At 58.9% G+C, this 13898-nt stretch carries 12 protein-coding genes; 8 read left to right on the forward strand and 4 right to left on the reverse strand.

Features of this window, described 5'->3' with window-relative positions:
• Nucleotides 1-71: 71 nt before the first annotated feature.
• The 3 genes from LGM71_RS29915 to LGM71_RS29925 all read right to left on the reverse strand — a co-directional run bounded on the left by LGM71_RS29915 (nt 72) and on the right by LGM71_RS29925 (nt 4557).
• Complete coding sequence (locus tag LGM71_RS29915) at nt 72-1103, reverse strand: ParB/RepB/Spo0J family partition protein (RefSeq protein WP_226118048.1); 1032 nt, start codon at nt 1101-1103, stop codon at nt 72-74.
• Nucleotides 1100-1759: an AAA family ATPase gene (locus LGM71_RS29920; protein WP_175712524.1), complete on the reverse strand. Its 660-nt coding sequence runs from the start codon at nt 1757-1759 to the stop codon at nt 1100-1102. The genes LGM71_RS29915 and LGM71_RS29920 overlap by 4 nt, the downstream gene beginning before the upstream one ends.
• A 965-nt stretch (nt 1760-2724) precedes the next feature.
• Entirely contained in the window at nt 2725-4557 is a 1833-nt protein-coding gene (locus LGM71_RS29925) for a phage integrase family protein (protein WP_226118050.1), read from the reverse strand.
• Between the two features lie 473 nt (nt 4558-5030).
• On the opposite strand from LGM71_RS29925, the gene LGM71_RS29930 reads away from it, so the two are divergent.
• The 7 genes from LGM71_RS29930 to LGM71_RS29960 all read left to right on the forward strand — a co-directional run bounded on the left by LGM71_RS29930 (nt 5031) and on the right by LGM71_RS29960 (nt 11617).
• The gene (locus LGM71_RS29930) at nt 5031-5309 is read left to right on the forward strand and encodes an HU family DNA-binding protein (protein ID WP_226118052.1); all 279 of its coding nucleotides are present in this window, start codon (nt 5031-5033) and stop codon (nt 5307-5309) included.
• Nucleotides 5306-6463 (forward strand): PDDEXK nuclease domain-containing protein, encoded by a 1158-nt coding sequence (locus tag LGM71_RS29935; RefSeq protein ID WP_226118054.1) that lies wholly within the window; start codon nt 5306-5308, stop codon nt 6461-6463. The genes LGM71_RS29930 and LGM71_RS29935 overlap by 4 nt, the downstream gene beginning before the upstream one ends.
• A gap of 110 nt (nt 6464-6573) precedes the next feature.
• Nucleotides 6574-6993 (forward strand): hypothetical protein, encoded by a 420-nt coding sequence (locus LGM71_RS29940; protein WP_226118057.1) that lies wholly within the window; start codon nt 6574-6576, stop codon nt 6991-6993.
• 991 nt (nt 6994-7984) lie between these two features.
• Nucleotides 7985-9220, forward strand: coding sequence for a hypothetical protein (locus LGM71_RS29945; protein ID WP_226118059.1), 1236 nt, complete (start codon nt 7985-7987; stop codon nt 9218-9220).
• Nucleotides 9221-9438: 218 nt separating this feature from the next.
• Nucleotides 9439-9831: an AraC family transcriptional regulator gene (locus LGM71_RS29950; protein WP_319000405.1), complete on the forward strand. Its 393-nt coding sequence runs from the start codon at nt 9439-9441 to the stop codon at nt 9829-9831.
• 335 nt (nt 9832-10166) lie between these two features.
• Complete coding sequence (locus tag LGM71_RS29955) at nt 10167-11102, forward strand: N-acyl homoserine lactonase family protein (protein WP_226118061.1); 936 nt, start codon at nt 10167-10169, stop codon at nt 11100-11102.
• A gap of 116 nt (nt 11103-11218) precedes the next feature.
• Complete coding sequence (locus LGM71_RS29960) at nt 11219-11617, forward strand: RidA family protein (RefSeq protein WP_226118070.1); 399 nt, start codon at nt 11219-11221, stop codon at nt 11615-11617.
• A gap of 74 nt (nt 11618-11691) precedes the next feature.
• Here the strand turns inward: LGM71_RS29960 and LGM71_RS29965 are convergent, their stop codons facing one another.
• On the reverse strand, nt 11692-12222 hold the full coding sequence (locus LGM71_RS29965) for a MarR family winged helix-turn-helix transcriptional regulator (RefSeq protein WP_175671346.1): 531 nt from the start codon (nt 12220-12222) through the stop codon (nt 11692-11694).
• Nucleotides 12223-12982: 760 nt separating this feature from the next.
• Here LGM71_RS29965 and cnbCb point away from each other — a divergent pair.
• Complete coding sequence (gene cnbCb, locus LGM71_RS29970; RefSeq protein WP_226118075.1) at nt 12983-13897, forward strand: 2-aminophenol 1,6-dioxygenase subunit beta; 915 nt, start codon at nt 12983-12985, stop codon at nt 13895-13897.
• Nucleotide 13898: the final 1 nt, after the last annotated feature.

A 13898-nucleotide genomic window follows, 5' to 3' on the forward strand; every position in this document is an offset into this window, starting at 1 on the left:
AGTCCGCCGCAGCATGAATGCTACCCAAGTGCTGTTTCCACAGCGGCGGGTGGCGCCGGCGTATCGCATGCCTACTTCAGTTGGTGCCCATCCTCTGCAAGGAGCTTCTTGAAGGCCGCGACGTACGCCTCGGCTTTTTCCGCCGAACCGAGGACGAGATCCACACGGACTTTCCCGTCACCCCATTCCTTGATTGCGCCAATCTCGTTTCCGTCGTCAGTTGACACTTTGTACTGGCGCGAAAGAGACTTCCGTGGAGCCCGGCCATTCTCGAGGCTTTCGCGGATAGCCTTCACCTTCTGAAACGGTAGCTCCTCGTCACGAATGCGCTCTGCAAATGCCAAGGTGCGCTTCTCATCCGATGCCTTAAGGTACAGGGTGAGTTCATAGCTAGTCGAGACGCCGAATTGTTTGGGGTGCGAAGCGATCACGTCTAGTACTGGCTGCGGAAGATCCAACAGCGCGAGAATCTTGCTGACCTTGGATTTGCCCTCCTCAACCAAGACCGCCAGCTCATCGTTCGATTTTGCATGGCCCTGATCGAGTAGCTTCTTGTACCCGAGCGCGACGTCCAAAACGGTTTCTTGTTCGCGTTCGTTGTTTGCCGCTCGAGCGAGGCGGTAAAAATCGATCGGATCTAGGCCTTCGAGCAGTTTCACGTCCAGCGTCTCGGCGCGATTGCGGAGCGCCCCTAGCTTTCGAAACTGGCCGTCGATCAAGATTGCGCGATCAGGGAATTCGGGATGGCGCCCGGCGAGTACGGGGACGAGTTGACCGTCTCGCGCCATTGAGGCTGCGCGGGCTGCGATCAACTCTTCCTTATAGATCGTACGACTGTTGAGGGGGTTATCGTCGATAAGGCTGAGCGGCATGGTTATGTACCGCGCCTGTACCTTCCCTGCTTGCTCCAGGTTTGCCAAGTAAGCGTCTGCTGCGGATTGCACCGGAGCGGCAACATTTTCCTTGGGCTGTTCCAACAGGCTGCTTCGGCCGCTCAGTGCTTCGTCGACACGGTCGAACCTAGAAGGCGCAGCTGCTTCGCGCATCGTCTGGTCGCGCTTTACGCCGGCATTAAGCGCAGCAGAGAAATCTTTCTTTGTCATGCTCGCACCTCGAGGACTTCGAGAATTTCGTCGACAAGGTCATTCAGTTCTTTATGAGCGGCTTTCGCCGAGCGCAGTTGGAGAACCGTCGCTCCCGATACCTCTGCTTCTTTGTACGCAGTGCGGAAGCCGAGCTTCGTTTTAAGCATGGGGAGTTCGTCGTCGCCGGCCGCAGCTTCGAAGATCTGCTTCACGATCGTGACGTTTTGATTCATGTTCGCGAACGATCGAAGTTTGAGGTCTGGGTTACGGATCTGTGCTTCCATACCCAATTTCTTGGCCTCTTGGACCGCCCAGAGGTTGCCCCCCGAGGCTGCAATGGGAATAAGGCCCAGATCTGAAATAAGCAGAGCAACAGAGGGCGCTGCCGATTTGATGGCCGGCGGACAGTCGATGACAATGAAATCGTAATCATTGACGTACTTCGCAATCTCCCGATCGGGACGGGGGCTAAGTGCCAAGTTTGAAATGGCGGCGGGATATGGTCGATCATCCGGGGCTGCGCCGACCGAGAGTGTCGCAGTTCCCTGTTCATCCAAGTCAACGAGCATGGTTCGGTAACCTCGCATGCCGAAAGCACCTGCGATGTTGGTGGAGGTCGTTGTCTTTCCCGACCCCCCTTTCTGATTGAAGACGGCAATAATTTTCGCTGGCATGCATTCCCCTTATCCATTCAGTGCCCGGGATGGGGCAGTTTCTACGTAGAAACTGCCCAGGGCGGCTGAGGAGGATATTAGGATGGCACCCGAAAAACATCAAGAAAAATGGCGGATTCGGAGGGCATTTTGTAGCGAGCTATCAACAAATGCCGTCACGGAAGGTCCGCTTTCGGAGGTTCGATGCTCGCTGAGTTTCTACGTAGAAACTGGAAGCCGGGGTGAAGGCCTGCAGTTGCAGATAAGGTCTGAGTCGAACTTAAGTCATTGGATTTCTTGATCGAGCACTTGCGTCACCGTAGCATGACGTCCGCAGTTCTCTCTGGTACGGACCAGTCCGGAGTGGCAAGTTTCTACGTAGAAACTTGCCCAATGGTGATGAGTGTTGGGTGACTTGATGTGGTCAACGCATATCACTCCCGGCTCAAACGGAATTTTTCTTTGGACCGCCTCCGAGCAGTTTCTGCGTAGAAATCGGCATTACTTTGCGCTGCGAGACGCACAGGCAACATCTTGTCTTTGTGTTGTGCGTGTATTGTGACCGCCCGGAGGGGCTAGTTTCTACGTAGAAACTGAGACGGGGTCTCCCATGGGGTCCGCGTCCGCCCCTCTGCCCTCCGTCTATCACCGTGCGTTGCAATGTATCCATCGATATCTCGAGGTTCCGACAGGTCGCGACAGGAACCACCGACGCCAAGCTCCGCTTTTTTGCCTTATATACTGAATTTTCCTATTGCGCCTGGTCGGCTAGGCCTGATGGGATGAACGAGGCGTTCAGAGCGGAGGGGGCGACGCGAACTTCCGGATAATCTGGGAGTTTGAATTTGTCTGGGCGGCTAACTACCAGATTAAGTCCGACTTTGGACTTGAGCGCGCTTCAAAGTCGGAGTTTATATAGGAGATTTGGTTGACAGGGCTCGGTTGGACGGGGCAGGGCCACGCCATGTCGGCGGCCATAAGTGCGTCTACTCGTCAGGAGGAGCGGCTAACCGTTTGCCAAAATACCGTGACGTCTCTTCGATCATCCGCTTTTGTGCGGCTTGCACATAGATGGAGGTCGTTTGCAGTGAAGCGTGGCCCAGTACTCTCTGGACAACGTCGAGCGGGACGTCATTTGCTACGGCAAGTGTTCCAAAGGTATGCCGAAACGAGTGGGGAGACAGACCAGCCAGCGACGCGCTCGTCTGCGGGTCAATGTCGATGAGCGCGGTGATGAGTTGCTTTCGCACCCACTCCATTAGATCGTTGAGGCCGTTTGGCGAGTACGGTTGGCGCTCCGTGCCTCCGTGCTTGCGTTGTGCGTGCTTGGTGCGCGGAATTCGCACGGGTGAAATCAATGGACCGAACGCGGCCGTATCAAAATCCTCGCCACGATCGCGCCAATGTGCACGCAGCGCCTCGACCGTATCGGGGCTGACGGGTACCGTGCGCTCTCTGTTGCGCTTGCCAACTACGGACAACTGCCAAACGGCTTGGTCGGACGCAGCATGTGGAGATCGGGTGATTGCGTCACGATGCGCGTTGGCGACTTCTTCGCGGCGCAAGCCTGAGTCCCCCATCAATAGCATCAAAGTCAGCGCAACTCTCCACTGGGGCGGGGCAGGGCGTTTGTCCGATGGATCTGTAATTCCGGCGGCCTGGCTTGTTGCATGCGCACGGATCCGGTCCCAGAGCGCTTCCGGCAGCGCGCGATCCACCTGCAGTTTGCGCTCCCGTGCTACAAGGGGCGGGTCGTTGACTGCTGTCCACGGATTACCCGCCAGATAGCGGACTTCAACGAGCCAGGCGAAGGCCGCTCGCAATGTGCGCACGGCGTAGCGCTGGGATGAAGCGCTGAGGTGCCCATCAACGAATGGGCGCCAACGGTGAGACGTGCGAGGCGCCCGCGGACCGACGAATTCTTCGGAGGGGGCTTTAAGAAACTCTTTGTATGCTTCGCAGTCGTCGACGAGAAGCGAACTGAGGGGTTTGCCCCTAATTTTTACCGCCCAAAGGAGAAAGCGCTCGAGCTCTTTTGTGTACGCGCGCAGGGTCTTGGGCTGGTCGCGGTACTGATACAAATACGCGCGCACTGCCGCGAGATCGTTCGGGGCCTGGATATACGGGAATAGGGCAGCCCGGTTTTCGCCACTGCTGCCGGACAAGGGATGGGCGACTGTCATACGATCGAGCGGCGCGAGCACCCTGTCTCGACCCCCGACCTCCACGATCTGTCCATCTGGCGCAGTAAGCGGATCGCGAGCGTCGACGTCTGTTTCGACCCGGCCGATCGTGGCCTCGTGCTTCCGAAGCCACGCAACGATACGACGTGCACGCCCTGGGCCGATGCGCGGCACCGCGCGCCACCATGTACCGCCGCGGGAGTTGCAAAACGCTACAAGCTCCGCGAGAGTCATGATATGCCGTGCCTTCAGGCGCACGGCAATCAGCGGTCGGAACCACATCCCAACTGCATGGCCGGCTTCCGGTTTGGCGACGGCAAGCTGGGCAGCTTGTTCCACCATCTTTAGCGATACCGCGGCAAGTCGTGCACTCCCGTGCTTCTTTGCAGACGCCTTTAGATGCTCGGCTAGTACTGGAGAGCCGTGTTCCATGGCTAGTGCGACCAGATCGGCTTGCATGTCGCGCATTCGACGTTCTACTGCCGATGCCGTAAGCGGATCACCGTTCTCGTCGTCCCCGAGATACAGTCGGCCAATCGTCGCTGGGGGAACGTGTTGGACAAATGCCCGCAGGGCCGCGAAGTCGTTTCGGGTATAGGTGCGCTGATGCGCTACGGGTTGGGGCTTGTTGGCCATCTAGCTCGGTTCGCTCGTTGGTTTGCCGCAAGATCAGTTCAGCATGTTTGGTCGGGGGATATGCTGGGCGATAGCCCTGCACCGGCTTGCTAGAAGGGCATTCGGCTGGTTCTGTGCCCCTTATCCAGCAAGGCGTAAAGCGCCGTACCCCTATTTTATGCCATTAAACGTAACCGTGATAATATGACTTATCACGGTTAAATTAATTAGGGTCTGATTCATGGGGCGATCGTCCCTGTTCGGGCCACGCTGTCGGCGCGATGGGGCGGCGAGCGCCGGCCAACGACGCGTGCCCGATATCGGCAACAGCGTGTGCCGGGTGTCGGCCTGGTCGCGAAGCGTGAGGCGCAAGCCTGGCTTCTGTGCGGGGGCAGGCGGTCGCCGGCGCCGCCACCGTATTGACTCTCCGAGGTTTGCGTGTCGGCCGTGGTGTGCGGTAGGGTTCGGCTTTGACTTGGTGAGCAGGAGGGTTCATGAACAAGCAGGAACTCATCGACGCCGTTGCTGCAGGTGCCGGCGTCAGCAAGAGCGAGGCAAGTAAGACGGTCCAGGCGATGTTGGACGTCATCACGGAGGCCGTGAGCCGTGGCGAGGCGGTGCAGCTCATCGGCTTCGGCGCGTTCTCGCGGGGGCAGCGCGCGGCGCGGACCGGTCGCAATCCGACGACGGGGGCTGAGATCGCGATCGCCGCAGCGAACACGGTGAAGTTCGCTGCCGGCAAGGCCTTTAAAGATATGGTGAACGCGTCGTGACGCAGCGGGAGGTTGAACAAGCCACTTACGCGGGCCTGCACCGTGAGATTGCTGAGGTGGTCGCGTCCACCCGCGCGGCCGCGGCCCGCAGCGTGAACGCGCTGATGACGGCGACGTACTGGGAGATCGGGCGGCGGATCGTGCTGTTCGAGCAGGGTGGTAACGAAAGGGCGGCCTACGGCGAGGCTGTGATCCGGCGCTTGGGTGCAGACTTGTCGCAGCGGTTCGGCCGTGGCTTCGGGTGGCGCAACATTGCCCAGATGCGTGCTTTCTATCTGGCCTGGCCGGCCGATCGGATTGTGCAGACGCTGTCTGCACAATCCACCGCCTCCAAAATTGTCCCGACACCGTCTGCAAAATCGGCCAAGCGATTATCCGTTGCAGGGGCCGAGGCCACGCCGCTTGAACTCAGCACGGTCGCGCAGGCGTTTCCGTTGCCCTGGTCAGCCTATGTGCGCCTGCTTTCGGTGAAGGCGGCCGCTGCGCGTGATTTCTATGAAGCCGAGGCGCTCCGTGAAGGCTGGTCCGTGCGTCAACTCGACCGTCAGGTGAGCAGTCAGCTCTACGAGCGACTGGCGTTGTCCCGCAACAAGGCGACTCTGCTCGGAAAAGCCGCTGAACCGGAACCGGGAGAGTTACTCACACCTGAGGAGGCGATTCGCGATCCGTTCGTCCTTGAGTTCCTCGATATGAAGGACGAGTACTCGGAGTCGGATCTCGAGGCCGGCTTGATCCAGCATCTCGCCGACTTCCTGCTGGAGCTCGGCGATGATTTTGCTTTCATCGGTCGGCAGCGGCGCCTCCGGATCGATGACACCTGGTTCCGTGTCGACTTGGTGTTTTTTCACCGACGACTGCGATGTCTGCTCATTATTGACCTGAAGGTCGGGCGCTTCAGCTATGCCGACGCCGGACAGATGCACCTCTACCTCAATTACGCGCGCGAGCACTGGATGAAGCCCGGGGAAAATCCACCGGTGGGTCTCATCCTATGTGCCGAAAAAGGCGCCGCAGAGGCTCATTACGCGCTCGACAACTTACCGAACAAGGTTCTCGCGGCTGAATATCAGACGGTATTGCCAGACGAAGCCACGTTCGCACGAGAGCTCGAGCGCACCCGAATTGAGCTGGAGCGGCGCGGGCGCGGCACATGAGTTTGCGATACGAATCCGGTATGAAGGGAGCTTAGTTCCGCGGCAAGAATCTCCCGCGGATCCCGAATCCAATGTCATTTCGATCTCGAGTTGAACGCCGAGATCCATTTATGCGAAAACACTCAACCTTGCGTCGTCGGCCGCTCACGAAGGCCCAGCTTCTACCCCTTCCGGCGGAACAGATACGGCGCCTTGCGCTCAAACACCATCTCGCTCTTGCCGCACTCTGTGAAGGCCGCGGCGATGTCGATGCCATCGTTACGTTGTCCAACGTGCTGGCTCTCGCCGTCTGTTTATCTGCTGACGAAGATGCGGAGCCGTGTCGTCGAGCGGGCAACGCGCTTGCTGAATGCATTGCACGCGCCGAGCATGGTGACCCGTGGACTTTGAACGACTCAGAGCGTACGGTGCTCAAGGCGTTGGTCCTTCTCCATGATGAGCAGCTTTCTGTTGTTCCAGTCCATCGCTACCTCGATGCGATGGAGCAATTGCAGCGCACTAACGTACCGGACGTTGGTTTGGCAATTTAGCAGGATGCGCGACCAGTCATCCCGCAAATGCTCTATAAGGTCCTCACAGACAGCCGGAGGAATCCACTGGGCAAAGCGACTTTCTAGATCAGGCGCATCGGAGTGCTTCCCCCAGCTGAAAGTTTCTACGTAGAAACTTTTGCTATCTACGCAAGGAGGTTCGCCGGGCAGTGCTCGCTTGTGTCTCGGACCGCGCTCGGTTTGCCATGCGAAGGTGGCCGAGTCGTTGGCGGCAGAAGTGAAGGGGTCGATAGTAATGACTATGTTACCCTTCATTTCGGGACATCGTATGAAAGCGCTACGCTCGCGGCGCACATAACTAAAGTACGCGTGCCACGATCGCATTCCAAATGCCAGCGCGTCTCGCAGTTCCGCCGTGTCTGATCCGCGGTGGCAAGCGCGTGCGAAACCGGTCGGCCGTTCCGGCCAGTCTCACCGCTCATTCCAGAAATCATGACGAGGCGCCCTCTCGGGGCAATAAACAAGTCGGTCATCGGTCGCCGGGGCCGTGGCCATCGGTCGATCACCGATGTGGCGGGCAGGGAGGACCAGTGCCTGACCACTCGGTCGCTTCTTCGGTCATGCCGTCCATTACCTGCACGTTGCTATACGCTGACGCGCTGTCCGGTGAGTTGCCGCACCCGGCACGCGGTCGTTGGGTAGCGTTCACTGCCGCTCTCACGCGAGAATCGTTAATCGTGCTAGCGGGAGAACGTTTAGCGGTCCATCCCTCAATACATGAGCATTTCATGGGGTTACCAGCAACAGGCGGCGAGGGGAAGAAAGGCTGAGAGCGGCCGAGTTACCTTGTGCTTTTTTTGCACGCGCTCTTCAACATAAGGGGCGTTTTGCCGATATCGGTAAAACCCGACAAAAAAGGAAGCGCACCATGTCAGATACGGTTAGCCGCTTTGCCGGCGCACCCGGCGACCGTCCTCGCGCGCCTGGATCTGGATCGCCCGATCACGCTAACGGAGCAGGCGGAGAGGCAGTGGAGGAATCACCCCAGGGCGAAAATGCCTTTGTCGCCGCACCGCAGCGAAGCGCTAGCCAGTTTCGGCGAGGGTGCCTCGCGATGGCGATGATTGTTGCCGTTGCGTTATTTCTGTGGACAGTGCTCTGGCCGAAACTCGACGGGCACTACCTCGGAGACGCGGGCAGAATCCGCGTTGATGTGGCGTTCGATAACGACCAGACGCACGTGATGCTCTCAGACGATGCCGCTGAAGACAGTGCCGGGCAGCGCTTCGATGGCAGCCGGAGCACGACAACGGTCAGTTTTGGAAAAGACGTGCTCCAGCGCCAGTCGCTGGAATTTCACCCGTTCCGCGGCGGAGCTGGGCAATACACGCTGGTCAGTGGATGCCGCTCGATCGCGCTCTACAAGATCACGCCTGGGACCCGCTTCGTTGCGGCACACCCGTATCTGACGATCCTCGTCGTCACGGCCGGCGTCCTGTTCTTCATGGGCTGGGTGCTGAACCAGAAGGCGATGGGCGAGCCTGAGGCGATCTTCCCGATGTGGCTCGCGTTTTTTGTCGCATTCTTTGCCAGTACCGGGGTGCTCGGCTGGGCCGGCAATGCGGGGATGTTCGGGTTCGACGGCGTACCCCGAAGCCCGGTGGCGCAGGTTATTGTCCAGGGCGCTGAGTGGTTCCTCGCTGTGAACGATGAATGCACGCTCCTGCTGGGCATCCTGGCTATGTTCGTCCTGCCGCAATGGTGCGCATATCTCGCCGCGGGCGCCACCGGCGCGGCCCGGCGCTCGCGCTTTGTGGTCTTCGCGTGGAGATGGGGCGCGCTGTTCATCGCCAAGGCCTTCATCAGTGCATCGGCCGTACTGCTTGGGATTGTCCTCGTCGGCAGCTACTACGCGTGGCTGAACCCCGAGCCGCTCAATGTCTGTGCGAATGCCATGACCGCCCTATTGCTGCTGATCCTCGGAGTGGGGATTTTTTGCACCGTCCCGCTCAAAAAGGCGGAAGGGCAGACTGTTTCGCGCCGCGTTCGGCGGATCCACAAGTGGATGCGCCGCAAGCTGCGCAAGCCTAGGGGAGCGGTCGCGCGGCAGATCGAACTGGAGGTCCGTGAGGCTGCGCGGCGAAAGGACGATCGTCTGTCGTTGGCCTCTGGCGCATGTGGGCGTTCCCAAAGGATGTGGAAGGAATCGCTCGCTGGCACGGCGTCACGGCGCCGGAAATTTCTTCGCGCGCAGCGCCGCCCGTAGGGGCCCGCTCACCGGCGAAGCAGCGGGTATACCTCGCGGCCGTGCTCAATCGCTGCCTTGTAGAGGCATGATTCCGGGCGCTTGCGAGTCGAAACTGCTCTGAAACGAGAACCGTTACATCCGAGCGCGGCAGCGATTGGCCAATAGAATGATCTTCGGCGAAAATCGGAGAACCGGCTTACCAGCGTGGAAGCAAAACTGAAAAAGTGGTGGCCGTGTTGCTGGACCAACTGGCAGAGGCACCTGTCCAGCAATTGCATCTGCCGATTTCGCAGGCGCCGGCTATCAGACGCATGCTGGAAACCCTCTCTGCGGACCCATCTGATCGCACAACGCTTTCCCAGTGGGCTGCCCGACTTGCGATGAGCGACAGAACCCTAGCCCGACTCGTGGTTCGCGAGACGGGCTTGACGTTTGGACGCTGGCGCCAGCAACTGCATCTCATTGTCGCCCTTCGGCAACTGACCGACGGGACGTCGGTCCAGCAGGTGGCGGGACTTCTGGGCTACGACTCGGTGACGGCGTTTATCACCATGTTCAAAAAGGCGCTGGGCAAGTCGCCAACCCAGTATTTCGCCAGCCTGCGCAACCGCGACCCCGAAGCCCCGTAGGCATCCGCGCTCTGCATCCAACGAATGAGCGGGTTTTCACCTACAGGTCGGTATTTTTGTATTCCTTGACAGCGGTTCGGCGGCGCAACTAAGATCGATTCACATAAAGTACGTGTACGTATTTTATGCCGACGCAGCTGCCTGCCGCTGACGGACGGAACCGAGCGTCTTGACGTTCCCGCAGCCCCATACCGATCCGTAAGGTTTTGGAGCGCTACACCTGCTCTGCAAGCGGTTCTTGTCGGGCGACATGGTTCCGTTCGGGGCGTCGTCCAATAGCCAGTTTAATTCGGTATGCGAAATTTAAAATGCATCATTCATGTCAGGAGACTCATGTGAGCGCCCCATCCATCATCGGCTCCCAACCTATGCGAGACACGGATTACTCGATCTGGGCGCTCGCATATTGCCAGGCAGATATGCCGCAGGACTTTTTCGGCGGCGCCGGCATCTACAGCAACGCCGGCACCATCCGGATTCCCATGATCTACACATTGCTGGTCGGGGGCGAGGTCGGCGGTAAGCAGCATGTTGCGCTCGTCGACTGCGGATTTCGCAATGACCATTGGCTGACGCGCTACCCGTTCTCGAGCTGGGAAGAGCCGCGAGACGTATTGGGACGCATCGGTTTTGCGCCGGAGGACGTCGATACGATCCTGGTGACACACATGCACTTCGACCATATGGGAAATTTCGAAGCCTTCCCGAACGCAAAGCTGTATGTGCAGCTCGATGAGTATCTGGGCTGGTCGCAGGCGGTCTGTGCGGTGCATCAGCACGAGACCGAAGAAGAGAAGGCGTGGGTGTTCTCCTCGTTCGATCCGATGGATTTGATCCGCGCGGCGCAGGGCGTTTCGGAAGGTCGCATCAAGTTCATCCGCGGCGACGAAGAGGTCTTGCCAGGCATCACGGCCCGCCTCGCCAAGGACAGTCATACGTTCGGTTCGCAGTGGTTCGAAGTGAATACACGCAACGGCCCGTTTGTCGCTGCCGGTGACATTGTTTACTGGTACTCGAATATCGACCGCATGTGGCCGCCCGGCTATCACCAGGGCAACGCGTTCAATCAGATTCACGTTTACCGCCAGATGCGCGATCTACTCAAGCAGAAGACGGAGCGCGTCATCCCCGGTCACGATCCGGAGGTCTGGAATCGTCACTCGTCCTGGGAAGCACCGCCGAACGGGAATCAGATTGCCGAGGTCAATCTGAAAGAAGGGGATACGTCACGGCGCCCCGATGTAAGCGCGTCGAAGATCATCAGTATCTGAACCCGGTGCGTTTCGCGGACGGGGCGCGGCACTCGCAAACCCGTCCGCCTGCCGGTGCCGACATCGCGGCGTCGGCGGACGACCGAATCCAAAACCTGCAAACTTTCAGGGTAACCATGCATCGCGAAATTGTTTCGTCGAACGTTCTGCCAACGCCACGTTTTCGCTATAGCCCCGTCGTGCGGGTCGGCCCCTTCGTTTTTGTCTCTGGCCTCGTTGGACTGGACCCGTCGACCGGCACTCTCGCTGACGGCGGCGCATATGGGCAGACGGTGCAAATTCTCCGAAACCTGAAGCGGCTATGTGATGAACAGAGTTGGGCGCTTTCGGACCTGATCGTGGCGCGGGTGTTCTGTGCGAACACGGCGGACGCCGCGGCGGTGAACAAAGCGTGGGAGGAAGCGTTCGAACATGTCGAGCCGCCCGCCAGAACGGTTGCGACTGTCAGCGGATTGCCGCTTGGGGCTGCCGTGGAGATCGAATTTCAGCTCTTGCCAGGGGAGCGGCGGAGTTGAGCGCCGTCGTCGTGAGAGATGCATCGGGAGCACGTCCAGCGTGCCCCGATTTCCGATGCGTGCAAGGACTGCGGTTACAAACCCGCTTCGGGCTCCGATTCGACGATCAGTTTCAGGCACTTCACAAAAAGCGGCCGGTATTCTTCCGGTAGTTTATCAAGCAGCTTTTTCTCGACTCCGGCGTCTCGCGGCAGCACACGGTTCAGCGTCTCGATGCCGTTCTTGGCGATGTGCAGGCGATAAGCTCGCTGGTCGTCTTCCGAAGGACTCCGTACGAGCATCTCGTTCGCGCAGAGCCTTTTCACCATCTCCGCGATCGTGTTTCGGTCCATGTGCAACTGGTCGGCCAACTCGCTTTGCTTCAGACCGGGGTGTTGAGCAACCACCACGAGGGCAGCCTTTTGCCGCGGCGTCAGCGATTCGGATGCGAATTCCCGGCTGAATATGTCTTCGGCAATGAAGTGTGCTCGCCTCAGCAGGTGAGAGGCGACCTCTTCCAAGCGGAAGTGATCCAGAGCATGTTGTGCTTCCTTTGACAGGCCGATCGAGCTGGAATCCGCCGACTTGTTCTTTGCGGGTTTGTCGTTCTTCTTGGGTGAAGGCATAGGAAAGAAGACAGTCGAATGAGAAAGAGGTCGTTCGGGTAATCGGGCTCCAGACGTGAGACGAAGTGAAAGGAACACGAATACGGTGAAAGGAAACAGTTGCCATTATCGATGGTTCGGCTGCGCGGTTCAACTGGCATGGGACCGCGATCGGGAGCCGGCGCACGACTGGCCAACGTGCATAGGAGAAGCCATTTCGGCTGCGCGCGGTTCGATGGCGGCGGCGTCGCTCATCGACACGTCGGCGGTTCTCCGACGCTCAAGAACACGCCCATAACTTACGTACACGTATTATATTGATTCAATGACATGTTGCGGTGGTTCGTCGTGGTGCGGCAAAAGCGACGATCATGTCCATTGCTTCATCGTGGGCCCTTTCCAGTCTCACACGGTGCGCGAAACGCCCTTTAAAAGTGCAGGACTCCCCTTGTTCTCATGAGCAGGCCCCATCAATCTCGAACCGACTGGATTGATGGGCCGTCGGCAGGGTTTGTACCTACGTCGTATGCAAATTTGAACCCTTGACACCACGGCGACACGGCTCCTATCATCGAACCAACAAAGTACGTATACGTACATTTATGATTCGAGAGAAAGGCGGCGGTAGCGGAGAAGGTGCAAGACGGCTAAGCGGTTTTCAAACCATAAACCGGTCATGGACGAGCGTCCGATTCGAAGGATGACGTCAACGAAAGAAGCCAAAGGGCGGCGGCCGTGATCAATGTGAACGTTCCACTTCCAAAAAGGTAGGAGAGAAAGTATGGCCACCGGAGAAATCGTCAGCGGTTTGCTGGCACCCCATCCTCCGCACATGCTCTATGCGGAGAACCCGCCCCAGAACGAACCCAAATCGTCGGGCGGCTGGGAGCAGCTGCGCTGGGCATACGAGCGGGCGCGCAAGAGCCTGGACGAGCTGAAGCCGGACGTATTGCTGGTTCACTCGCCGCACTGGATCACATCGGTGGGGCACCATTTTCTCGGCGTCGAGCACCTGTCGGGGCGATCGGTCGATCCGATCTTTCCGAACCTGTTCCGCTTCGAATATTCGCTGAACGTCGACGTCGAACTGGCCGAGGCGTGTTGCGAAGAAGGCCGCAAGCTGGGCCTCGAGACGAAGATGATGCGCAATCCGCGCTTCCGTGTGGACTATGGAACCATCACCACGCTCCACATGATCCGCCCCCAATGGGACATTCCGGTGGTCGGTATCTCGGCAAACAACACGCCTTACTACCTGAGCATGAAGGAAGGTTTGGCCGAGATGGATTTGCTGGGGCAGGCGACGCGTGAAGCGATCATCAAGTCGGGCAAGCGCGCGGTCCTGCTCGCGTCCAATACGCTGTCGCACTGGCACTTTCATCAAGAGCCGGTTCCGCCGGAAGACATGAGCCAGGAGCACCCGTTCAGCCACGCCGGCTATCAATGGGATATGCGCATGATCGACCTGATGCGTCGCGGGGAAATGAAGGAGGTGTTCCGCCTGCTGCCGCAATTCATCGACGAGGCGTTCGCGGAAGTCAAGTCCGGGGCGTTTACCTGGATGCATGCGGCGATGCAGTACCCGGAACTGGCCGCGGAGTTGCATGGTTACGGCACCGTCATCGGCACGGGCAATGCCGTGATGGAGTGGAACCTCGTCAAGGCCGGTCTTGCGCACGAAGCTACGGTGTCCTGAT

The organism is Burkholderia sp. AU33545 (assembly GCF_020419685.1).
Lineage (GTDB): Bacteria > Pseudomonadota > Gammaproteobacteria > Burkholderiales > Burkholderiaceae > Burkholderia > Burkholderia diffusa.

What these genes read in the sequence shown, in the direction of transcription:
- LGM71_RS29915 (WP_226118048.1), bottom strand. Translation starts at nt 1,103, where the DNA reads ATGACAAAGAAAGATTTCTCTGCTGCGCTTAATGCCGGCGTAAAGCGC.
- LGM71_RS29920 (WP_175712524.1), bottom strand. Translation starts at nt 1,759, where the DNA reads ATGCCAGCGAAAATTATTGCCGTCTTCAATCAGAAAGGGGGGTCGGGA.
- LGM71_RS29925 (WP_226118050.1), bottom strand. Translation starts at nt 4,557, where the DNA reads ATGGCCAACAAGCCCCAACCCGTAGCGCATCAGCGCACCTATACCCGA.
- LGM71_RS29930 (WP_226118052.1), top strand. Translation starts at nt 5,031, where the DNA reads ATGAACAAGCAGGAACTCATCGACGCCGTTGCTGCAGGTGCCGGCGTC.
- LGM71_RS29940 (WP_226118057.1), top strand. Translation starts at nt 6,574, where the DNA reads ATGCGAAAACACTCAACCTTGCGTCGTCGGCCGCTCACGAAGGCCCAG.
- LGM71_RS29960 (WP_226118070.1), top strand. Translation starts at nt 11,219, where the DNA reads ATGCATCGCGAAATTGTTTCGTCGAACGTTCTGCCAACGCCACGTTTT.
- LGM71_RS29965 (WP_175671346.1), bottom strand. Translation starts at nt 12,222, where the DNA reads ATGCCTTCACCCAAGAAGAACGACAAACCCGCAAAGAACAAGTCGGCG.
- cnbCb (WP_226118075.1), top strand. Translation starts at nt 12,983, where the DNA reads ATGGCCACCGGAGAAATCGTCAGCGGTTTGCTGGCACCCCATCCTCCG.